Raw genomic sequence first — 22,765 nt, 5'->3', positions numbered from 1 at the left:
TTTTTGTTCTATGAGGAGTGATATCTTTTTTTATCCCTTTTGTCAAGTATCTCATCAACCATTTTTATTATACAGCCGTCAATATGTTTTACTATCAAATACTGTAAAATAAATGGGTAGCAAAAAAATTCAAAATTCCACGACATTTCATGGCAAAATTATAACCTATAGAAACTTAATTTCAACTTATAACTTACTTTTTCATGATATAATTTAATACTAAGAAGAATTAAATTCAGTATATAGGTGAGGAGCAGGGTGAAACACTGATTCCCCTTTCCTTATAATGGGTGGGCTGCGGGGCGAAGGGGCGCTATAAAACTAAAATGGAGGTTTTAACATTGACAGAATTTCTATTGCAAAACACATACGGTAGTCATTTTTACATGAAAACACCTTCTGGTCATGATATTCATGTGGACACAGATCCAGAGTTCCTTGGCTATGACTCAGGTGCAAAACCCATGGAGTATTTAATCGCTGGTTTAGGTGGGTGTACAGGGATAGATGTGGTAACGATTTTGGACAAAATGAAAGTAAAGTACGATGCATTGAATTTGAGAATATTAACAGAAAGAAGTGAGGAGCATCCCAAAAAATACACGAAGATTCATATAATTTTCGAATTTAAGGGGAAAGATCTACCTATGGATAGATTACAAAGAGCTGCTCAACTTTCACAAGAAAAATATTGTGGAGCAACCGCTACATTTAGAGGTTCCACAGAAATGACCTACGAAGTAAAGATTGTTGAGTGAATTTAAATACAATAATTTTTAGGAGGAATAAAATGGCTAACTTAAAGGAACGAAAAGAGAAAATCTCTCAAAAACTTGAAAATATAGACAACGTTATTATGGTTATGAGCGGTAAAGGAGGAGTTGGAAAAACTACCGTTGCGGTGAATTTAGCGGTAGCTTTGGCTCTAGAAGGTAGGAAAGTAGGCCTTTTGGATGTTGATTTACATGGTCCCGATGTAGTAAGAATGTTGGGAGGAAGGGAAGCTAAAGTATCTGCTTTGGGAGGAGAAATACTACCCCCTGAAGTACACGGAATAAAAGTTATTTCTATTTCCCAATTCTTAGATAACGATAATGATGCTGTTATCTGGAGAGGTCCTTTAAAAACAGGTGCTATAATGCAATTTATTGGTGATGTTGCTTGGGGTAAATTGGATTATCTAATTATTGATGCACCTCCAGGTACAGGAGACGAACCTCTGACGGTTTTCCAAAATGTGGAAAAGATTAAGGGTGCTTTGATCGTAACTTCACCTTCTACCGTTTCACAAGACGACGTGGAAAGGGCTATTAATTTTGTAAAAAAAATGGATAAGCAAGTTATCGGGATAGTTGAAAATATGTCTTATTTTATCTGTCCAAATTGTAAGACTAAACATTTCATTTTTGGTGAAAATGGTGGAAAATCTTTAGCAGAAAAATACAATTTGGAATTACTTGCACAAATTCCTTTGGATTCAACTGTCAGAGAAAACATGGATGCAGGTAAACCTGTTGCTTATTTCGGAACTCCAGAAGTAACTAATGTCTACGTTAACTTGGCAAAGACGGTAATAGAAAAAGTAGAAGCCGTTAGTTAATGAGGTATTAGATCACTGTCTCGAATCAGTAAACTTTTTTCATTGATAGGGGGGTTACTTTCATGAAGAAAGTATTATTCGTTGTCATGATACTTACTTTTGCTGTAGTTTCTTTTTCTGTTAGCACTACGTTTTTATATTCGAAAGAAGCAACTTCTATTTATTTAGTTGCCAGTTTTAACAACTTTGAACCTATCGTCATGGAGAAAAGCTTCACGGGACTATGGCGTTACAATGTTGATTTAGAACCTGGCGAATACCTGTATAAATTCATCGTAGATGGAAAAAGAACGATAGATTTTTCAAACGAGGATGTACAAGCCTATAACGGTGAAATCTTCAATGTACGCACCGTTCAAGAATCATTTGTTTTTCCAAAAGTTGGAGACGGCTCAATTAAAAAGGTTTATTTCGATAACGAAAGAAGATATATAAATCCGGTCCAAAAGGGTGAAATATATCTTTCAATAGAATTCGAAAAAAATGATATTGAAGACGTTGAACTACAAGCTAACGCATCTTCTATACAAAAATCTGTAATAGAGTTCAATAATACCATCCTTTATAGGTTTCACGTATTTACCGAAGCTGAAGTTTTAAAGTATAGATTTTTGATCCACGATAGCGAAGAAATAATATACGGTTTCAACGGAACAGAAGAGTTTTTTGAGTTCGACTTTAATCATCCTATAATTTCTTATTTTGATATACCAGAATGGTCAAAAGGAAGGATCTATTATCAAATATTTCCTGATAGATTCAGAAATGGTGATACTTCCAACGATCCGCAAGGGACCTATAGTTGGAACGGCCCTCACAACAGAAATTCTCTTTCTTTTGGTTTTTATGGTGGAGATCTTCAGGGGGTCATTGATTCAATTGACCACTTAGAATACATTGGGGTGGAAGCGATCTACTTCAACCCCATTTTTGAAGCTCAAACTCCCCATAAATACGATACAACTGATTATTTAAAAATTGATGATTCTTTCGGTAACGAAGAGGTCTTTTCTAATATGATAGAGGCGTTACATGAATCAGATATCAAAGTAATCTTAGATGGTGTATTCAATCATACTGGAACTGAATTCTTCGCCATGAAAGAAAACTTTCTCAAACAAGAAAAATCCAATTATTTGGATTGGTATTATATCAAATCGTTTCCTATCAAAAAATCCACAGAAAGTTACGAAGGTTGGCATGGATACGCTGATCTCCCTCAATTAAACAATGAAAATCCCGAAGTAAGGGCATACATAAATCAGGTAATTGGTAAATGGATGAGTTTTGGGATAGATGGATGGAGAATGGATGCGGTCGATCAACTCCCTGAAACTTATTGGTCAGCTCTTTACGAGAATATTAAAAGCATAGACCAAGAAGCCTTAGTTGTGGGAGAATTTTGGAGAGATGCCACTTCTTATTTTGAAGATCCAAGTTTCGACTCGGTTATGAATTACATTTTCAGAGATGCGGCTATTGCATATGCCAAAGGTGGAAGGGCTATTAACTTTATTAATACCACTAACGCATACATAGACAAATATCCACCACAAGTGTTGCATGGGTTATGGAACCTTTTAGGTTCACATGATACTGAAAGAATACTAACGGCCCTCGGTGAAGATACACAACGAATGAAATTAGCTGTTGTTCTTCAAATGACGTTTATAGGATCTCCTCTAATATATTACGGTGATGAAATAGGTATGACGGGGACCACAGATCCATTTTGCAGGGTTCCATTTTATTGGGATGATAGTAAGTGGAATATGGAAATTTTAGAATTGTACTCCCAGTTAGCTGAATTAAGAAAAGAAAGTAATGCCTTAAGAAAAGGTGATTATACGGTATTGTATGCCGATGAAAGTGTTCTAATTTATGAAAGGCGCTATCAATCAGAGAATGTCATAATTGCACTAAATTCTAAAGATTCACAAATTGAAATTGAGTATGATTTGAACGGAAGTTACAGAGATATCTTAACTGGAGAAAGCTTTAATACCATAGAAAAAATGCCAGGTAAAAGTTTTCTTGTACTTGTTAGCGAGTGAAATTGGAGGATTTAGATGTATTATTATGAAGTAATCCCCATAGGGCAAATGGTTTTTAATGGGTTTACCTACAAAAGCGATAAAAAATTAGAGATAGGTCAAAGGGTTATTATTGATTTAAGAGGTAAGTTCCTTTCTGGCTTAATTTACAAAGAAGCTGAAAGCACCGAATTTAGCAAAATAAAAGAGATCGCATTTCCATTGGATAATAAAAGTTTATTAAATGAGAATCACATCAAACTTATGGAAAAAGTAAGCTCAAAATTTATGGCTCCTATTGGGGAGGTTGCAAGATTGTTTTTTCCTCCTCTTTCTTCGGATATTTATAAACTGAGAATTATACCTAAAAGTTCTTTAGCTCCTATTCAAAAACCTATTTTTTACAAGCAGTTTTTAAAATCTTTTGATAATGCTTCAAAAGCCAACAAGCAGTTAAGAGAATATTTGGATTCGAATTTAATTGAGATAGAACTATATAGAAAAGAATTTACAAAGAAAATAGATAAGTTTGTTAGTCTAAAAATGGACTTAAAAGAGACGTGGAAGTTCAATGTATCAAAATCTGCCAGAGAGGTAATAAATTATCTTTCCATAAACGGTGAAACCTTAGAAAGCGATCTGTACTCACAAGGTATTGTGAAAAAAGGTTCCACCGTTTTGAACACCTTAAGGAAAAAAGGTATAATAGAATTATCAGAAAGTACAACGGCTTGCCAAGAAAATACAGAAGTTTCTTTAAATGATGAACAGAGACAAGCAGTTAAGGCAATACAGCTAAATCCTGATAAACCACATTTATTGTATGGGGTTACAGGGAGCGGTAAAACCGAAGTATTTTTCGAGGTGGCAAGACCTATTTTGGAAAGTGGTGGGAAAGTACTTCTTTTGGTTCCGGAGATTTCTTTAACCTCAGAACTAATGAACAGGTTAAAAAAACGATTCGCTAATTACAATGCAGCTTTTTACCATTCTGGACTTACAAGTAGTGAAAGAGTGCAAACTTGGTATAAAGCCGTGAATGGTGAATTAGATTTAGTCATAGGAACAAGAAGCGCCATTTTCATACCCATGAAAGATTTAAAAATGATTATAATCGACGAAGAACATGATCAATCTTACTATCAGATAGAAAACGTTAGTTACGATGCAATAGATACAGCTTGTTTTAGAAAAGATTTAGAAGATATTCAACTGATACTTTCATCAGCTACCCCACGGGTTGTTGATCTACACAAAGTAAAAACGGGCTCCTTTTATCTTGAAAAAATAAAAACAAGATATTTTACCGAAATGCCTGAAGTACAGTTAGTTGATATGAAAAAAGATGAAAAATACAACTGGATATTCAGCAAAAAGGTAGTAGAAAATATAGAAGTTTCTTTGAAAAAAAACAAAAAAGTAATTGTTTTTACACCAACAAGAGGATATGCCAATTATGTAATTTGCAGTGATTGTGGATATATATTTAAATGTGATGAGTGTGATGTTTCATTAACCTTTCATAAAAAAGAAAGAAAATTAAGATGCCATTACTGTGGAAAGGAAAGTGAATTACCAAATTTTTGCCCAAAATGTGGAGGCTTTAAGCTGCAAACCAGAGGTTTCGGTACGGAACGGGTTATGACTGAATTGGCTAAGTTGTTCCCTTCACAACCTCTGGTAAGGGTTGATAGAACGGTTATAAAAACATTCAAAGATTTAAGAAACACTTTCAATTTCATGAAAGAACCTGGGAAAAAGATCGTTGTCGGGACTAAGATGATCACTAAAGGTTTGGATATTCAAGATCTAGATTTAGTAGTTATTCTTGACGCTGATAGATATATCAACTTCCCCGACTACAACGCCCAAGAAAGTACAGCCTCTTTGCTCATGCAGGTTGCCGGGAGATCTGGCAGGAAAGAAAAAGGCAAAGTCATCATTCAAAGTTTTGAACCAGAAAATAATATTTATAAATCTTTAATTGATCATAATTTTGACCTGATTGCCGAGAATGATCTCGAACAAAGAAAAATATACGGTTATCCTCCATTTGTAACCTTGTTTTTGATTTTAGTGAACCACCCTTCTGCTGATAAAGCAAAAGCTAAAGCAAATGAAATCGTCGAAGAGTTGGGTAAAATTGAAAATCAGGATGATTTTGAAATATTAGGACCAGTTGTACCCATCATTTCCAAATTAAGAGGAAATTATAGGTATCAAATCATTATAAAAAGTAAAAAGAAAAATCATGAGTTTTTATTCTCATCGCTTAAAACACATTTTAGAGACATCAAAATTTATGTTAACCCTCCCACCACATTAGTATAAGTTTTCTTATAAAAACAATTATTTCACGTTTATCCCCAAAATATAGAAATATAAGTATAGCAACTATTCAAATCTGGAGGTGATTTAGATGGAGTATAAAGTTTATACAAAGGAAGTAGAACTTACCGAAGCTTTAGAGAATTATATCGAAAAAAGGATGAGTAAACCAGACCATCTGCTCAAAAAACATTCCGATATCGTCTCTCCCTCTGATGTCAGAATCACAAAAGAAAGGGGTATATACAAAGTAGAAATAACTACCCACATTAAACCTTTAAGCAAGATCATAAAAGTAGAAGAAAGAAGCAACGATCTTTATGAAGCTATTGATAAGGTAACAGATTCTTTGGAAAGAAAAATAAGAAAGCTAAAAAATCGTTTACAAGAACAAAGCAGAGCTGAAAAAAAGGTGCGAATGGAAATAGAACAAAATCTTCAAAATCCTGACGTTAAAAATCTTGATTTAGCTGAAGAAAGTGAAGCAGAGAGTGAAGAAAAACCCGATGCTCCCAAAATCGTGAGAACAAAAAATTTTGATCTAACTCTTATGAACGTTGAAGAGGCAATGTTACAAATGCAACTTTTGGGTCATTCATTTTTCGTTTTCAGAAATCCAGAAAATGATGCTATCAGCGTGCTTTACGAAAGAAAAGATGGAGATTTAGGTCTCATAGAATTCAATGAATAATTGTTAGATACAAAAGGGATGCCTTCGATAAAAATTGATTAAGAAAAAAACATAGGGTCTGATTTCAAAGGCCCTATGTTTTTTGTCAAATTAAATCTATCATATAAGGTTTTAGAAAGTGATGGGCAACCGCCAAGATCGCCACACTGATAAAAACTGACAGAAAGGCATTTAAGCTAAACCCTGTTATACTCAAGCTCAGTGCTGTTCCGGCCGCTGGTGGATGTTCTGTATCTATGACAACCATAAGAAATATTGAGAGGCCTACGGCGAGGGCGTACGATAAATTAGAGAATACAAAATTACCGTTAAGCAAAAAAGAAAAAATACTTCCGCATATAAATCCTACCGCATGCCCACCCACCAAGTTTCTAGCCTTAGCAACCATACTTTTTGGCATCGCAAAAACTATAAAAGTCGATGCCCCTAAAGAACTAACTATTATAGGCCTGTCTTGAACATTTAAAATCAATAGTATGAAAAAGATCGTGATGGTAGCCAATAAACTTTGAAAAACATACTTCTTCCAGTTTTTTTTGAACTTTACTAAAATATTAGAAATTTCGTCCAACTAGAGATTCCCCTTAAAAGAACGTTAGTTTAAAATGTTTGACCGAAACCAAACCAAACCTTTCCGTTTAAAGCCTCATCCCATCCATATCCAAAGCCTATTTGTCCTAATAAAGGAACTGTGAACCTTAATCCACCACCAAAGGACAGGATGCTATCATCAAAAAGTTTACTAACATCATCTTGAGCGCTACCGTAATCAAAATAGGCAATGAGATCCAATGGAACTTGACCTGTGGCAAGCTCGTAAGCCAACTCGGTGTTGAATAAAAGTAAATTTTCCCCTTCTTGTTCGTAAAAATCAGAAGTTCTTACAGAGTACATTCCTCCAACATTGAATTGATAATTAAGGTTAGAATTGCTGTTGGAATTATACACGGTACCTAATTTTAGCCTACTTCCCAGTGTGAATTTATAAAAACTGTAAAATAGTTTACCTTCAGTGGTGGCACCGATATAGTAATTATCGGTATTACTTGTTTCAACCCCTCCTATACCATTGATTTGGAAATATTGACCATTATGTGGCCTATAAGGGCTGTCTAAGCTGTTGTATAAATATCCGGCTGATCCAGAAAGTACATTAAGATTGCTTTCATCCACTAATTTGTAGTTATTGTAGGTAAAAGAACTTGTTATATAAGAAAAGTCTTGTATACTGTATCTTGGAGCAACAGATAACGACAGATAGTTCGTTGCATCTCCTCCGATATTCGAATAATACTCTCCAGCTTCACTTACCGTATAATGTATGCCAGCACCTAAATCAAGGTTACTACCAGCTAACTTAATAACATCGTAATCGAATCCGACAGAATAGTAATTTCTCATAGGATTTAAAGCTGAGTTAAGAGAGAATGTTTGTCCGTATCCAAAAGGATTTAAAAATTGAACCTCAAGCTCCCCTGTAAAACCTTGATACCATTCTTGGTCTTCTGGTAAGGTCCAGGTGACACCTCCCATTAATTTTCCAAGTTTTCCACTTTCTATAGGGGTTATCTTAAAACCTATTACATCTTCCGCTTGCTGTATGGGCTGTATTTTAATGTCTTTAAAAAATCCTGTTCCCATGAAGGATGTGTACGTGTCTTGTAATTTTTGCTGGTTAAAAACTTCGCCTGGTTTTATCTTCACTAGAGATTCAACTATGTATGGTTTAGTTTTAGCGGTCGCTTCCTGAGTTATTTCAACGTCTCCAACCTTTGGTTCCGTTATTTCGAATATTAATTCATTATCTTGGTATTTAGGAGTAATTAATGTGTAAATGTATCCGTTGTCGTAATAAACCTTTTGAAGATTGTCGTAAGCGTATAGAAGGTCTAAATTACTCACAGGGTTTCCTAACGGAACGAATTCATTCACAACCTCATTCAATCTAAACTCTTCTAAACTTTCGTTTCCAATAAAAGATATTTTGTTTATTATTACTGGATCTTCAGGAACAATTTTTCTTAAATTGCCTTCTAAAACAAGTAATAATTCTCCACCTTCGTTTTCTTCTACTTCGGTTACTTCAAAACGCAAATTCGTGTCAGCAGAAAAAAACGGTATTTGATTTAACGAGTTCAATATATTTTGAACCTTTTGAAAACTTGGATAGGTTTCTTTGGCGTTGGGCCTAAATAAGAAGAATTTGCTATTCCAATCTTTTCTAAAATCAAAACCGATTCTTTCCTTTATGTTTTCTTTATCCAGTTGGGCTAATTCTCCCCTTAATTCTAAATCCCAGAGAGAATATTCCTTCACAATGAAAACCAAGGTATCTGATGAATATTCTTTATTGTTTATCTCCGTTGCTTCTAAAGTGATTTCATCCCCTGTCATTTTTAGATTGGAGTATATATCAACGAATTGGTAACCGTTTTTTATGTACAAATCTTGAATGTTTTTCATGGTGGTTTGAAAATCATTTAGATTCAATGGGATATTGGTGTTTATACTGATCGAAGAACGAATATTTTCTTTGTTTATCAATTCATCACCTAAGATCTCAACTTCATAATTTGTTACGATGGGGTTGGGCTTAAATATGAGTTCTAGATTCCCATTTTCGTCCAAATTATAAGAAACAGAGGTAAAATAACCTGACTTTAGTATTTCTTGTATAGCCAATCTAATGTCTATATCCCCCACATAGGTGCCTTCTTGTATACCATAATTTGTTAGTACCCTTTCAACATCCGTTGCTGCATAAGATATGTCTACGTTGTAAGAAATGTCGTTTAAAAGGGTTATCGAAAACGCGAATCCTGCAATGAGAAAGATAGCAAATAGTAGAAAATGTTTTTTCATATTAAAACCTCCTAATTTTTTGTAGTTTGATAGCGCCATTGAACGTTAAGGGGGTTCCCCTTAATAACCCCAAATCAAGGGCAAATTCATTTAAAAACATTGCAAAACAAACCATTTTGCACAAAGCTGCAAAACGCTCCCTGCCTTTCTTAGAAAGGGACCTGCGGTCCCCTAACCCGGTGTGGGGAGGGCTCCGCCCTGTGACCCATCTAAAATCAAAAGCTTATTTATAAAGCATATTTTTGCACTCTTATACCTCGTTCCCCGCATTTCTTAGAAAGGGACCTGCGGTCCCCTAGCCCACTATTGAAGCTACTTTAAAAGATTCCCTTTGTACTGATGCTTCAAATATGCTTCATAACTCCACGGACAAGTTTTTTGAAAAAATTGTGCCAAAGCCTTAGCGTACTGTTGAATTTCCCATTGTGCATGTGAAGATGCCCTTAAATCCAAGAAATGCATCAGGGCCCGAACATTCGTAGTTAAATAAAACTCAGTGTATTCCCCTACGGGTAGTATAATACGTGCCATTTCTCTAGCTACACCCATATTTATAAGTTTTTCGTAAGCCTCGTAACTTTTCTTGTAAACTTCTTCTATAATTTCAAGAGCCTCTTCTCTTAATTGTTCATCGGAGTATACATTACTACTCTGTTTGTCTTTTGTATCTTGTACCCTGATATGATCTGGGATATAAAACTCGTTGACGTTTTTCGATGTGTATCTTCTACTGATTTCATTGGGAGACATTCCTATCCTATGACGAAACCATTGTCTAACAACAAAGATGGGGGCTTTTACATGAAATGTAAAAGTGATATGTTCAAATGGAGATAGATGGCCATGTTCCATCAAGTAGTTTATGAGTTTTCTGTCTTTTTCATCGGTAGATATATCTTTCCCATGCGAGACTCTCGCGGCTCTAACTGCAGATCTGTCATCTCCCATTATATCAACAAGGGTAACAAAGCCTTTATCTAGTACTTTGATAGATTCCTTATTTGTCGTGAGGCTGTCTTCTTGATTGGTCATTGTCAATTTCTTTCTCCTTCCCAAATTTGAATACTATATAGAATATCGCTGAAATTACTATAAATAACGGTAACAACGTGGTCAAAAAATTTCTTGTAGTGAGTTTCCTATCTATAGTGTTCAAAGTTTGTTTTATTTCAGAATTATCTGGATCGTACATGAGTGCTTTGGTTAAATAAATTCTTGAAATTGTCAAATTATCCGTGTTGGTTTTATCACTTTCGTACAGAGTTGTTCCAAGTTTAGTTAAAGCCTCTGCATTTTCAGGATCAAGATCAATAGCGGTTTTATAATAATTTATCTTCTGAGAGTTCGTTTCAGAAATATCGCCCAAAAGCTCATAACTTTTCGAGAGTACGGCTTTTTTATTAGAATTTTGGAGAATCCAATCGACGATTTTTCTTGATTCTAATTTTTCATTTAAATTGTAATATGAAAGGGCTATTAAAAACATGATCCTTTCGTCTTTTTGTGAGAGATTTACATAGTTTGTTGATAGTTGTTTAACGTCTTCAAACTTACCTAATTCAAAAGCTTGAACTATCAACAATTCTTGAATTTTTCTGTTTGAGGGATAAGAAAAATAAACTTTTTCTAGATTTTTGAATATATTTTTTTTTTCTTGAAGGCTTGCCGCTTCCCACGTTAGAAGCGATTTGTAATAAACTGAAAAAGGATTCTCTCCGATTGCCTTCTCTATTATATCAATGGAACTTAAAATTTCATTAAATGTTTCCATATTTTTGGTTTTTTGCCACACTTCGAAATTAAATAAAACATTGAGGGCATTAACAATCACTGAGTCGGGATAATTATTGGTTAATATCTCAATCCTATTGATACTTTGCTCTTCATTGCCAGGATAGTATTCGGAAAGAACATTCAGAGCAGCTGAATCATCAGGTTTTAAAGAAGAAAGTATATAAGGCCTGGTTTGATTAGCAGCCGTTTTGTATTCTTCATTACCTGTTTCATAATATTTTAAATATAAACCTAAAACGTTTAAATTCTTCTGGGAGGAAACTAATAATTGATCAGAATCAAAAGTATAAACGTAGCTATCTAAATTACCGGCATAGATATTCAAAGTTATAATAAAAATGGAAAGAATTAGAAATGATATTTTTTTAAGAAGTCGATACATGTGTCAATTCTCCTAATTATTTTTTAGCGCCCCTTCGCCTTGTTGTTTTGTTTGTTATCTTGAAACATTTGTTTCCGATTGATAACCGTGTGGAACTATCTCATCATCTTCCAATTTAAACACTACCTTAGTGATTGGCTTTGTGGGCATAAATTTTTTCTTATGAATTATTATTTCAGTTCCGGGATATACCACTTTTTTTGCAATGATAAAGGCAGATTCTTTAGATGACTGAATTTGATTTCTAATCGTTTCCAGCTTTTCTTTATCTGATTTTACCTCTGATAAGAGCATTTTGTAGGTGCTGAAAGATTTCTTGTAGTATTCTAACCTCACTGGGTCTACTTTACCTTTTTCTTTTAAAGTTTGGATCCCTTTGATTATCGAATTAAGTTTTCTAAGATTCTCCATATCGAGGGTAATTTTTTGTTCTAATTTATTTAACTCTTCATTTAGGTCAGGTAAAACTCCCACTTCACAGATGGTTCTGACACCCATTTCACTTCCCAACATTTCCGCTTCTATAAGATTGGTGGCTAAGATATACCCCCCTGAAATCTTTCCAGCCCCACCTTCAACAATGACATGTTTCCCTGCTTTGATGTTAGAATTGACAATGGCTGTTTTAACTATTACATCTTCTTCTGCTTCAATATTGGCGTTTTCGATGTAATTGCACCTCAAGATTTTAACCTTTATCGAACTTTTTCCGGCACCTTTTATTCCGAATATTTTGGCTTCCCCTTCACAAAATATCGTAGCAGATTCAACTACACCTTTGATCTCTAAATAAGAAGTAGCCTCAACATGAAAACCTGATTTAACATCCCCGTTGATGATTAACTTTCCGGGAAAGCGAACATTACCAGTAGAGTAGTCTATATTCCCATCTATTTTGTGCTCGTCTGAAACATCTAAACTTATCTCACCATTTGACGTTTCTTTACTGATGAATTTCCCATCTATCTTTGAAATTATTTTATTGTTGTTTACTATAATATTGTTGCCTAACTTTAGTTTTAACTCTTTTCCCTGAATGCCTTCAATTTTTTCTCCACGTACGCTTCTTCCAGGTTCACCTTTAGTTGGAGGAATTATCTCTGCTAATATGTCTCCTCTTTTTACGATTATCAGCTGGCTACTTTCTTTTAAGTCAACGTAGCTATTTTCAGTGGTGTTAAGCTTTTCTTCAATATTCTTCTGAAATATTAACTTAGCATCCTTTCCAACCTTTGCAGGTATTCCATAAGCAATAACGTATTCCTTATCAAATTGGGGTTCAGAGACGATTTCTTCAATAACTTCTGATTTTATCCCCACTACTACACCTTTTTCCTTTAGAAAAGCCTTTATTCCGCCAATAGTAGGTGGTCGCCCATCATCTATTAATTTTAAAGATGCCACCATTCCATCTTCAGAGATTCGCAGATCGTACTTAGCCATCTAGACTACCCCTCTTTCACCATAATATCACTTTTCCCTTCCAATTACCAATCTTGTATCTGGAACTTGTAAGGATGTTAAAATCTTGGGCTATTTCCTTTTTTATTAGGATGATCTGAGGTTTCAAATATTTCAAAATTTTCAATCCGACTTTTTCTAGAAGTTTTGCTGGAATATCTTGTGGGATTCTAAGCAAGTCTTTTTTGTAATATTTAAAGTATTTTTGGGTTAATTCTTCTCCAAGTATCTCAACTAAACTTTTGTAATTTTTCTGTTTAGACTGCTCTTCGTATCTTTTTGATTCATCCAAAGAAAAAGAACAACCACAGTAGTTCTGACGATAAATATTGTAAGTTTTACATATTTGTGCAGCCATATGAACACCATTATCGGATCTGAAGTTTATATACTTAAAAGTCGGGCTTTCTTCTTTATCCAAATTGTCTGTTATTTCTAAAATATCGCTGTGAGACTTTCTAGGAGAAGCAAGAAGAGTTGTTGAATAGATAGAAAAATTCAATCTTTTAGCTTCGGTTTTCGTCTTTTCAAGCCTCAACTTCATACATTCATAACATCTTTTGGGACTTTCTTCCTTCCCCTTTATCCTTTCTAAAAACTTATCAGGTTCATAATCTCCTTCGTAGAGTTGAAATCCCCAAATATTGCTTAATTTCTTAACTTCATTCAATCTTTTGGAATATTCTTGAAGGGGATAAATATTCGGGTTGTAAAAAAACACAATAGGTTCGTATCCTTGTTCTACTAGTTTCCTATAAGAAACCGTTAGATCAGGCGCACAACAAACGTGTAAGAAAATCTTCAAAATACTATCTTCCCTTCCATTTTTTCTATCGTAGAATATGGAATACCTATCTTTTTTAGATCATCTAAAGAGCGTATACGTTTAATAGCCCGATATTCGATGATTTTCTGTGCAGACACTTCTCCTATTCCAGGCAAACTTTCCAATTCTTCACTGGATGCTTCGTTTATATTTACTTTATCATCCACTACTTCATAAATAACCTCTGAAAGATAAATATAGTCTTTAATATTTGAAAATGTTTTTTCTCCTATACCAGAAACGTTCATAATGTCTTCTATTTCTCTAAAACCTTTCTCTTGCCTATAATTTATGATCGCTTGTGCCTTGGCGGGTCCGATTCCAGGTAATCCGATCAACTCTTCAACTGACGCCGTTAAAAGGTCTATTTTATTTTCCTGATAAGAATTAAGACTACCTTCTTCTCCAACTTGATATCGATCAACCGTTAAAATCCCGAGCAAAATGATTACAATTATGCTTAATACCGGGAAAAGAAGCTTTTTTCTCACTGGGTTTCTACTCCACTAAAGTAGATACCTTTAGTGAATCTGTCAGCTATACTGAGCCCAGTTAACTCAAAAACAAGGTCTTCATCCATATTTTTCAGGTATGTTTGTGCCTCGTTATAATCGTCAAACAGACCCACGAGTATGGCCCAATAATCTTCGTTACTCTGTTGAAACTTACCGTTGAAAACAAAAGCGGGGATACCCCCTTGTCTTAACGCCATTGTTGGGAACATAGCTGGTGCTGGAGTAGTATATAAATAGATTTGAATAGAAAATAGGTACTGCTCTTTGTCTTCCCCTTCTAAAGAATAATCCGAGCGATACAAGTAATACTTATCCTCGTTTTGAAAAATGAAGTAAGGTATATCATTGTTTAAAGCGTACAACGCCTCTTCAAAAACCTCACGCTGATCGTAGAAAATTTTTACGGCACCTTTATTATATGGTTTTAACATCGTCACTGAATTTTCCAACAACACTTGATAATCGATCTCTTGGATATTGTAACTGGCCCTTGCCATTGTGTTGCCAATCTCAATCTGTGGTAGTACTAAATCTTCTAAGACAGCAGATTGGGAAGCTGATTCAACTTCATTTGATGCAACAGTTTCACTAGTATCTAACTCTTCAATTTTAAGCTTAAGATTGTTCATCTGACTTTTTAAATATATGGTATACGTTGTCAGCGCGAAGGTTATCAAAGGTAAAATAAAAACAAGAATTAAAATAACTGTGAACCAACGCTGATTATTCTTTTTCATGATTCATACACCTCTCAAAAGAGACTTAAACTCTAAAAGGAGATCTTTTAGCTCTCCAAAATTCAAAAGCAAATCCACAAAGCCGTCCTCTTTGAGTAATATTTCTTTTATAGGTACGTTGTTCACTTTAGCCTTGATGTTTTGGATTTTTGATGATTTCAAATCTACGAAACTTCTTATGTTTTGAAAAATATTTTGAAACCTTTTCTCATGTATATAACCAAATTTAAAACTCAAATATACAAGAAACGCAAAAGACAAACTCTCATTTTGAACAAAATCAGATTTCACGGAGGTATCTGCTATGTATTTCATCAATTTGGTCCCAGGAAAAGGTAAATCGTTAGAGTAAAGGGACAAAACAAATTTAACTGCAGAATAAAGATAATCCTCTAAATCTAAGCGGATGAAATTTTTAGAATACTTTAAAGATAAGCTGGCAAAGTTATTGTCAAACAAAAGTCCTAAAATATATCCCAAGAAAAACTGGTTTTTCATATCTTTTTTATCTAAAAATTTGCAAAAATACGGATCTATATAAACTAGATCGGGATAACCGCTCACCTTCAAAAAATTCTTAGTGTAATTCATATCTAAATAGAATTCTCCCGAAACGGGTAAATATATCATAGAAGACAGTGTTGTTGGCATAACTGTGAAGGTCCCTTTTGGAAAATCCAAAGTATGAAAAACGTAGCCAGCCATATCTATCAAGGAACCTCCACCTATCACCACTAAATTGCTGTAACTACCTTCTACCATGACCTTACACAGTTCTAAATATTTATCGAAATACTTGGTTTCATTGCCGCCTTTTACGTAAAAGATATTGTTACCGGATCCTGTATTTAAATGATTTTTCAAATTGGAATCAATTACCATCAACGTTCCGTATTTAGATGCGTATCTTTTAGAAAATTCTTTGTAATATCCATGGCTTATATTAATATTAATGTCTTTTTCAATACCCTTTGAGAAACTGATACTTTTCATTTTTTTCGTCCTTTTTAGCTAATTTCGTCTATTTTATCAACACGCCTTTTATGTCTTCCAGCTTCAAAATCTGTCGATAAAAATTTTACTACCGTCCAGATGGCTAAATCAATGCCCATAAGTCTACCTGCTAAAACCAAAACGTTGGCGTCGTTATGTTTTCTGGCATATTCTGCCATCGATGGATACAAGCATAATGCACCTCGTACGCCTTTCACTTTGTTCACTGCGATTGACATTCCTATTCCAGTACCACAGATACCTATGCCGAAATCAACTTCTCCTTTGGTTACTTTTTCACCAAGTTTTTTGGCATAATCAGGATAATCAACACTAGCATTGGAATTAGTCCCCAAATCTATTATATCGAATTTCTTCTCTAAAAGATAATTCTTAATTTGTTCTTTCATTTCATATCCGGCATGATCGGAGGCAATTGCAATTTTCATCACGGAAATTCGCTCCTTTTGATTATAGAATGTCGTCTTTAGTAACTCTTGTATTTAGCGCCCCTTCGCCCCGCTCCCCACCCCTAAGGATAAAAGAATTTTTATCCATTACCCAGCAACTCACCCGTAGGGATAAAAGAATTTTTATCCATTACTCAGCAACTCACCCGTAAGGAAGGGATAGTAAGGCTCCTATCTGTAGCTCACCCTTTTTAAGAGGTCTTTTATAGCACTCTTATTAAGCCTACCATCTTTCCTTGTATCTTTAAACGATCAGCTTTGACCTTTATCTCTTTCATACTTTTATTTTCTGGTACAAGCAGCACTTCGTCTTCATTCAGCCTTTTGTACCTTTTAAGTGTTGCTTCATTTCCATCTATCAATGCAACCACTATGTCTCCATCCATAGCGTAATCTTGTTTACGTATTATAACAAAATCACCGCTCTTGATTTGGGCTTCTATCATGGAGTTTCCTTCAACTCGGAGTGAAAAATATTCGTAATTTTTTGGGAAAAAGTTAGTGGGTATGGGAATGTAATCGCTAATTGTTTGTATAGCTTCTATGGCATCTCCTGCTGCTATCTTTCCTGAAACAGGAGCCAAAGTCTCTGTGGCAAAAATTTCTCCCGATTTTGGCATCATCTTTATTCCGCGTGATACATTTTTACGCTCGATATAACCTTTTTTTTCCAAAATTATGAGATGCTTATGTGCCGCTCTTGGACTTTTAAAATTAAAATGTTTCATAATATCTCTGATACTTGGAGCAAATCCATTTTTTTCCATATAAGATTTTATGAAGTCCAGAACCTGTGACTGCCTTTTTGTCAATTCCTCCATTTTATTTACCCCTTCCATGCTTAATAATTATAAAACTACTTTTCATCATTAGCTTGAACTTCAATCGCTCCTACAACTGAATCGTCTTCATCCAGTCTAACAATTATAACACCTTGGGTGATTCTTCCTAAAACATTTATATTATTTACATTTACCCTTATAGCCTTACCTTTTTTAGTGAATATCAGTATGTCTCTCCCATCTTCAACACTCATAGTTGAAACTATCGGACCTATTTTTGTTATGTCTCGTACCGTTTTTACCCCAATTCCTCCACGATTTTGTGGCTTATAAGAATGAAACGAAACTCTCTTTCCATAACCTCTTTCTGTGATCAACAACAGTTTTTTGCCTTCATCGACCTTCACCACGTTGATCACTTCATCGCCTTCACGCAATTTTATTGAGTTAACACCCATTGCTGTTCTTCCCATCGTTCTTACCTGGGAAGAGTTGAACATTAAGGACATACCTAGCTTTGTCACAACCAACAAATCTCTATCCGTTCCATCAAGCAATATTACATCGACAACTGAGTCGTTATCAACCAGATTGATGGCTCTAATACCAGAAGCTCGTGCACTGCTGAATTCTCTCAAAGATGTTCTCTTCACCTTACCTTGTTTTGTAAAAATGAGAATGTCTTTGTCGTAATCTCCGTCTAAAGATATGGAAACGATACTTTTTATCTCTTCTCCTTCATCTAAACTGATGAAGTTAGCGATATGTTTGCCTTTTGTGCTTTTCGAACTGGTTTCGATTTCGTAGGCATTTATTTGATATGCTTTACCAGCAGAACTAAAGAGCATTAATTTGGATAATTTGTTCGTATATATGACCTCTTTTACATCATCTTCTTCAGAAATTTTTAATCCTTTTACCCCTTTTCCGCCTCTTCCTTGAACCTTGTACTCCGATGAAGGAATGGCTTTGAGGTAACCCCATTTGGTTAAAACTATTACGACATCTTCATCTTGAATCATTTCAACCTCTTCGGCTAAATCCCCTTTGTTGTATAGTATCTCCGTTCTTCTTTTATCACCAAACTTATTCACTACTTCATCGAGCTCTTCTTTGATTACTTCCATAAGTTTTTCTTTGTTCTGAAGAATATTCACAGCGTTTTCTATATCTTTGTATAGGTTTTTCAGCTCTTCATTTAAGTTGGTGCTTTCAAGTTTTGAAAGGCTGATCAATCTCATATCTGCTATGGCTTTTGCCTGTTCTTCACTCACGCCTATTGTTTCTTGAAGATTTTTTAAAGCTTCCTGAGGATTTTCTGAGTTTCTAATGATTTCTACCACTGTATCGATACCTTGAACTGCTTTGATAAGACCTTCGACGATATGTGCACGCTTTCTTGCCTTCTCTAACTCGTACTGGGTTCTTCTTGTTATGACGTTAACCCTGTGGTCTAAGAAGCTCTGTAAAAGTCCCTTTAAATTCATCAAAGAGGGCTTTTCGTTATCGATTACATTCATTTGAACGTAAAAATAGGATTGAAGATTTGTGTGCTTGAACAATTCGTTGATCAATCTTTTTATGTTAGCGTTTCTTTTCAACTCTATTACTAGTCTTATTCCTTCTTTATCGCTCTCATCTCTAACGTCTTTTATCCCAACATCTTTCTTTTGTTCTTTTGCCTTAACCACGTATTTTACAATTTGCTCGATGATATCGGTCTTAGAAACGTTGTAAGGGATCTCATCAAAAATGATAGCGGTCCCTTTACCTTCGTCGTCTATTCTGTACTTTCCTCGAATCGTTATCTTTCCTCTACCTGTTTCATAAAGTTTTTTCAACCCTTCTCCGTCAACAACTTGGCCACCTGTTGGAAAATCAGGTCCTTTAATATACTTCAACAGATCCGCTACTTCAGAGTCGGGTTTTTCTATTAACAATTTTAATGCACCTACGAGTTCATTTAAATTATGAGGTGGAATGTTGGTGGTCATTCCAACAGCTATTCCACTTGCTCCGTTCATCAAAAGGTTAGGCACTCTTGTGGGTAAAACAACGGGCTCATTCAGAGAACCATCGAAATTCTCTCTAAAATCTACAGTTTCTTTCTCGATATCCTTGAGCATATACTCTCCCAGTTCAGGCATACGTGCTTCTGTATACCTCATAGCCGCTGGAGGATCGCCGTCTATCGAGCCAAAATTTCCTTGTGCCTCAACTAACGGATACCTCATAGTAAAAGGTTGTCCCATTCTAACTAAGGCATCATAAATAGCCGCATCTCCATGGGGGTGATATTTACCCATTACCTCACCAACGATACGGGCATTTTTTTTGAATGAAGAGTTATGTTTCAACCCTAATTCGCTCATAGAGTAAAGTATTCTTCTCTGAACAGGTTTCAACCCATCTCTAACATCGGGTATAGCCCTGCTTACAATAACACTTAAAGAATAAAGTAAGTAAGAAGTTTTTAATTCTTCAGTAAAATCTTTGATAAATATTTTATCGTCCATCTCTTGATATTACCTCCATTAAGAAATCTTTGAACCAGCTTCAACATCTTTATCTACTGTGAGTATACTCAGATTACCGTTTCCATCTTTAGCGGCTAAAAGCATACCTTCGGATAATTCCCCCATCAATTTGGCGGGTTTTAGGTTGGCGATGATTATTATCTTCTTACCGACTAAATCTTCAGGTGAATAAAAGTTTTTGATGCCTGCGATTACTTGTCTTTCACCCATCTGTCCTAAATCAAGATGTAGTCTCAGTAGTTTGTTAGATTTTTCGATATTTTCTGCCTTTACTACTTTAGCAACTCTTAAGTCGATCTTTTTAAAATCTTCTATCTCTACTATATTTTGAACATTTTCACTTTCTGACATTACTTCGTCCTCCTTACTGATATCTACTGTTTTAATTATTCTTTTCCAACTTTTTACGTCGATTCTTTGAAATATGGGATCACCTTTCACAACTTTAACTCCACTGTGTAAAAGGCCCTTTTCAAGGCTCTCTCGATTTAAAACTTCCAAACCATAACCTATCTTTTTTAATATTTTTTCGGAAGTGTCAGGCATAACTGGATAAATCAAAATAGAAATAATTCGAATAACGTCGAGCAGATTGTATAAAACGGTGGACAACCTATCCTTCTTATTTGGATCATTCCCCAAGATCCAGGGTTCTGTTAAATCTATGTATTTATTAGAAAAACGTATGATTTCCCATAGATTTTCAAGTGCTTGTGTAAACTGATACCGCTCCATCAAATTCAAATAAGCGTTTTTCTTACTCTCTAAAAGTTCTATGAGTTCCTCGTCCACCTTATCCTTTCTTTCAGGTTTTGGTATGACACCGTTAAAATACTTTTCAACCATCGTAAGTGTTCTATGCACTAAATTGCTTAGATCATTGACCAAATCAGCGTTGTATCGAGTAATTAAGTTTTCTTCCGAAAAATCTCCATCTCTACCAAAAGCAATATCCCTCAACAAATAATACCTTATAACATCTCTGCCATAGGCGTTCATGAGAACCCTTGGATCAACGGCGTTGCCCAAGGATTTTGAAATCTTTTGTCCATTAACCGTTAGCCAACCATGTGCGAATACCTTCTTCGGCAAAGGCAATCCTACTGACATCAACATAGCAGGCCAGATCAGCGAATGGAACCTATTTATTTCTTTTCCAATAAGGTGTAAATCAGCGGGCCAGTACCTGTTAAATTTTTGTTGATCATCAGAATAGCCTATCGCACTTATATAATTAATTAACGCATCCACCCAAACATACACCACATGTTTAGGATCGCTCTTTAAAGGGATCCCCCAATTGAACGTAGTTCTAGTGATGCTAAGATCTTTTAATCCATTATTCAAAATTTGTAGCATCTCATTTCTTCTAAAAGATGGTTCCACAAAATCCGGATTATTTTCATAATGCTTCAACAACGGTTCGGTATATTTAGAAAGTTTAAAAAAGTAATTCTCTTCCTCTACCCATTTCAATTCTCTGTTACATTCAGGGCAGAGTTTAACACCATCTTGAGTGATTATCTCAGATTCATCCCAAAAGGATTCATCGTGTATGCAATACCAACCGGCGTACTTTCCTTTGTACACATCTCCATTCTCCATCATCTTATCAACAAACATCTGCACGGTCTTTATATGATAATCATCTGTTGTTCTAACAAAATGATCGTAACTAATCCCCATTTCATCCCATAAATTTTTAAATTTTGAAGAGAGCGAATCAACATATTCCTGAGGAGGTATATTCTTTTCTTTAGCTGCCTGTAACACCTTTTGTCCATGCTCATCCGTGCCGGTTAAAAAGAAAACATCGTACCCCATCATTCTCCTAAATCTTGCTACTATATCTGCAACTATCGTCGTATATGCCGAACCAATATGTGGTTCACTGTTAACGTAGTAAATAGGTGTAGTGACGTAAAACTTATCCATTAATGGCACCTCCAAAACTGTTCAACCTTCTTTCCCATATCTAATTGTGAAGCCTAAAATATTATATCACATTAAAATTGTTTTGGTATTCTCGTTTATTCTTTTAGGGTAGAAAAACAAGGCATAGCCTTACCATTCCTTCCCCTATGAATAGCAGCGGGGTGAAAGGGCGCTAATAAAATCATCAAAAAGATATCACCCCACATAAAAATATAGGAGTGATATATATTTTAAAACCCAAGAATCTACCTACTACCCTTACTTCAATATTTCTTTTAGTTCTTATATATCCGTGTTTTGGTTTGATGAGTTTATTACTGGTATTTCTATTGGTTTTATTGAGATTATCTTTGGAAAATTGGGTTCATGATATTCGACGGTTTAGTCTTTGTGAATGTTTGCCGTTCTGTTGGTGTCTTTCATTTTACCCCTTTGTGAAAATATTTAGAGAAAGTCGCTAAACGTTTTGCGGATAAAAGAATCTACTATTGGCACTCTGGGTGAAATGAAACGCAGCCTTTTATCTGCTATCAGGAGATGTGCGGAAGTTTCTGCATTAAACTGATACCTCTACTTCACGCATACTAACGGTGAGAGGCATACCTCTTTCGGCTCGCACCTCAAGGCACTGCTTTATTGCATCTTTGATATTCTCAATCGCTTCTTGTTCGGTTTTTCCTTGACTTACACATCCAGGGATAGAAGGACATTCTACTACGAACATGCCATCCTCATCCCGATCAATTGTTACAATAAATTTCATAGTTTGTACCTCCTCGTATAATATGTATTATTACTGTCTTCTATGATATTTGATGA

The 22,765-nt window shown here is 35.1% G+C and carries 19 protein-coding genes; 5 read left to right on the top strand and 14 right to left on the bottom strand.

Features of this window, described 5'->3' with window-relative positions; genetic code table 11:
* Positions 1-341 precede the first annotated feature (341 nt).
* The 5 genes from ACW9JY_RS06450 to hpf all read left to right on the top strand — a co-directional run bounded on the left by ACW9JY_RS06450 (position 342) and on the right by hpf (position 6,652).
* Positions 342-758 carry an OsmC family protein gene (locus ACW9JY_RS06450; RefSeq protein WP_457283766.1) on the top strand — a complete coding sequence of 139 codons (417 nt, stop codon included), beginning with the start codon at positions 342-344 and terminating at the stop codon, positions 756-758.
* A 32-nt stretch (positions 759-790) separates the two neighbouring features.
* The gene (locus ACW9JY_RS06445) at positions 791-1,600 is read left to right on the top strand and encodes an Mrp/NBP35 family ATP-binding protein (RefSeq protein WP_457283765.1); all 810 of its coding nucleotides are present in this window, start codon (positions 791-793) and stop codon (positions 1,598-1,600) included.
* Between the two features lie 62 nt (positions 1,601-1,662).
* Positions 1,663-3,654, top strand: a complete 1,992-nt coding sequence (locus ACW9JY_RS06440) for an alpha-amylase family glycosyl hydrolase (protein ID WP_457283764.1) — start codon at positions 1,663-1,665, stop codon at positions 3,652-3,654.
* 15 nt (positions 3,655-3,669) lie between these two features.
* Positions 3,670-5,964 carry a replication restart helicase PriA gene (priA, locus tag ACW9JY_RS06435; protein ID WP_457283763.1) on the top strand — a complete coding sequence of 765 codons (2,295 nt, stop codon included), beginning with the start codon at positions 3,670-3,672 and terminating at the stop codon, positions 5,962-5,964.
* An 88-nt stretch (positions 5,965-6,052) separates the two neighbouring features.
* Entirely contained in the window at positions 6,053-6,652 is a 600-nt protein-coding gene (hpf, locus tag ACW9JY_RS06430) for a ribosome hibernation-promoting factor, HPF/YfiA family (RefSeq protein ID WP_457283762.1), read from the top strand.
* Positions 6,653-6,737: 85 nt separating this feature from the next.
* Here the strand turns inward: hpf and ACW9JY_RS06425 are convergent, their stop codons facing one another.
* The 14 genes from ACW9JY_RS06425 to ACW9JY_RS06360 form a co-directional block, all read right to left on the bottom strand.
* Positions 6,738-7,223, bottom strand: coding sequence for an HPP family protein (locus ACW9JY_RS06425; RefSeq protein ID WP_457283761.1), 486 nt, complete (start codon positions 7,221-7,223; stop codon positions 6,738-6,740).
* Positions 7,224-7,252: 29 nt separating this feature from the next.
* On the bottom strand, positions 7,253-9,514 hold the full coding sequence (locus ACW9JY_RS06420; protein ID WP_457283760.1) for a POTRA domain-containing protein: 2,262 nt from the start codon (positions 9,512-9,514) through the stop codon (positions 7,253-7,255).
* A 312-nt stretch (positions 9,515-9,826) separates the two neighbouring features.
* Positions 9,827-10,546 (bottom strand): FAD-dependent thymidylate synthase, encoded by a 720-nt coding sequence (gene thyX, locus ACW9JY_RS06415; RefSeq protein ID WP_457283759.1) that lies wholly within the window; start codon positions 10,544-10,546, stop codon positions 9,827-9,829.
* Complete coding sequence (locus ACW9JY_RS06410; protein ID WP_457283758.1) at positions 10,512-11,690, bottom strand: tetratricopeptide repeat protein; 1,179 nt, start codon at positions 11,688-11,690, stop codon at positions 10,512-10,514. Before ACW9JY_RS06410 ends, thyX begins: the two co-directional genes overlap by 35 nt.
* A gap of 54 nt (positions 11,691-11,744) precedes the next feature.
* Complete coding sequence (locus ACW9JY_RS06405; protein WP_457283757.1) at positions 11,745-13,133, bottom strand: DUF342 domain-containing protein; 1,389 nt, start codon at positions 13,131-13,133, stop codon at positions 11,745-11,747.
* A gap of 16 nt (positions 13,134-13,149) precedes the next feature.
* Positions 13,150-13,956 carry an epoxyqueuosine reductase QueH gene (locus tag ACW9JY_RS06400; protein WP_457283756.1) on the bottom strand — a complete coding sequence of 269 codons (807 nt, stop codon included), beginning with the start codon at positions 13,954-13,956 and terminating at the stop codon, positions 13,150-13,152.
* Positions 13,953-14,468: a ComEA family DNA-binding protein gene (locus ACW9JY_RS06395; RefSeq protein ID WP_457283755.1), complete on the bottom strand. Its 516-nt coding sequence runs from the start codon at positions 14,466-14,468 to the stop codon at positions 13,953-13,955. The genes ACW9JY_RS06400 and ACW9JY_RS06395 overlap by 4 nt, the downstream gene beginning before the upstream one ends.
* On the bottom strand, positions 14,465-15,229 hold the full coding sequence (locus ACW9JY_RS06390; RefSeq protein ID WP_457283754.1) for a hypothetical protein: 765 nt from the start codon (positions 15,227-15,229) through the stop codon (positions 14,465-14,467). Before ACW9JY_RS06390 ends, ACW9JY_RS06395 begins: the two co-directional genes overlap by 4 nt.
* Before the next feature lie 3 nt (positions 15,230-15,232).
* Positions 15,233-16,222: a hypothetical protein gene (locus ACW9JY_RS06385; protein ID WP_457283753.1), complete on the bottom strand. Its 990-nt coding sequence runs from the start codon at positions 16,220-16,222 to the stop codon at positions 15,233-15,235.
* Positions 16,223-16,236: 14 nt separating this feature from the next.
* The gene (gene rpiB / locus ACW9JY_RS06380) at positions 16,237-16,671 is read right to left on the bottom strand and encodes a ribose 5-phosphate isomerase B (RefSeq protein WP_103076858.1); all 435 of its coding nucleotides are present in this window, start codon (positions 16,669-16,671) and stop codon (positions 16,237-16,239) included.
* A gap of 224 nt (positions 16,672-16,895) precedes the next feature.
* Entirely contained in the window at positions 16,896-17,513 is a 618-nt protein-coding gene (lexA, locus tag ACW9JY_RS06375) for a transcriptional repressor LexA (RefSeq protein ID WP_103076746.1), read from the bottom strand.
* Positions 17,514-17,548: 35 nt separating this feature from the next.
* Positions 17,549-19,990 (bottom strand): DNA gyrase subunit A, encoded by a 2,442-nt coding sequence (gene gyrA / locus ACW9JY_RS06370; RefSeq protein ID WP_457283752.1) that lies wholly within the window; start codon positions 19,988-19,990, stop codon positions 17,549-17,551.
* 18 nt (positions 19,991-20,008) lie between these two features.
* Complete coding sequence (gene metG / locus ACW9JY_RS06365; protein ID WP_457283751.1) at positions 20,009-21,946, bottom strand: methionine--tRNA ligase; 1,938 nt, start codon at positions 21,944-21,946, stop codon at positions 20,009-20,011.
* A gap of 556 nt (positions 21,947-22,502) precedes the next feature.
* Positions 22,503-22,709 carry a type II toxin-antitoxin system HicB family antitoxin gene (locus tag ACW9JY_RS06360; RefSeq protein ID WP_041534088.1) on the bottom strand — a complete coding sequence of 69 codons (207 nt, stop codon included), beginning with the start codon at positions 22,707-22,709 and terminating at the stop codon, positions 22,503-22,505.
* Positions 22,710-22,765 lie beyond the last annotated feature (56 nt).

Source organism: Petrotoga sp. DB-2 (assembly GCF_054051725.1).
Note: the sequence above shows the minus strand (reverse complement) of the source record. Positions and strands in the feature narration are given on the sequence as shown.

Coding starts and splice junctions, on each gene's coding strand:
- ACW9JY_RS06385 (WP_457283753.1), bottom strand. CDS start 16,222: ATGAAAAGTATCAGTTTCTCAAAGGGTATTGAAAAAGACATTAATATT.
- ACW9JY_RS06420 (WP_457283760.1), bottom strand. CDS start 9,514: ATGAAAAAACATTTTCTACTATTTGCTATCTTTCTCATTGCAGGATTC.
- ACW9JY_RS06445 (WP_457283765.1), top strand. CDS start 791: ATGGCTAACTTAAAGGAACGAAAAGAGAAAATCTCTCAAAAACTTGAA.
- hpf (WP_457283762.1), top strand. CDS start 6,053: ATGGAGTATAAAGTTTATACAAAGGAAGTAGAACTTACCGAAGCTTTA.
- ACW9JY_RS06390 (WP_457283754.1), bottom strand. CDS start 15,229: ATGAAAAAGAATAATCAGCGTTGGTTCACAGTTATTTTAATTCTTGTT.
- rpiB (WP_103076858.1), bottom strand. CDS start 16,671: ATGAAAATTGCAATTGCCTCCGATCATGCCGGATATGAAATGAAAGAA.
- metG (WP_457283751.1), bottom strand. CDS start 21,946: ATGGATAAGTTTTACGTCACTACACCTATTTACTACGTTAACAGTGAA.
- ACW9JY_RS06405 (WP_457283757.1), bottom strand. CDS start 13,133: ATGGCTAAGTACGATCTGCGAATCTCTGAAGATGGAATGGTGGCATCT.
- thyX (WP_457283759.1), bottom strand. CDS start 10,546: ATGACCAATCAAGAAGACAGCCTCACGACAAATAAGGAATCTATCAAA.
- ACW9JY_RS06440 (WP_457283764.1), top strand. CDS start 1,663: ATGAAGAAAGTATTATTCGTTGTCATGATACTTACTTTTGCTGTAGTT.
- ACW9JY_RS06410 (WP_457283758.1), bottom strand. CDS start 11,690: ATGTATCGACTTCTTAAAAAAATATCATTTCTAATTCTTTCCATTTTT.
- gyrA (WP_457283752.1), bottom strand. CDS start 19,990: ATGGACGATAAAATATTTATCAAAGATTTTACTGAAGAATTAAAAACT.
- lexA (WP_103076746.1), bottom strand. CDS start 17,513: ATGGAGGAATTGACAAAAAGGCAGTCACAGGTTCTGGACTTCATAAAA.
- priA (WP_457283763.1), top strand. CDS start 3,670: ATGTATTATTATGAAGTAATCCCCATAGGGCAAATGGTTTTTAATGGG.
- ACW9JY_RS06360 (WP_041534088.1), bottom strand. CDS start 22,709: ATGAAATTTATTGTAACAATTGATCGGGATGAGGATGGCATGTTCGTA.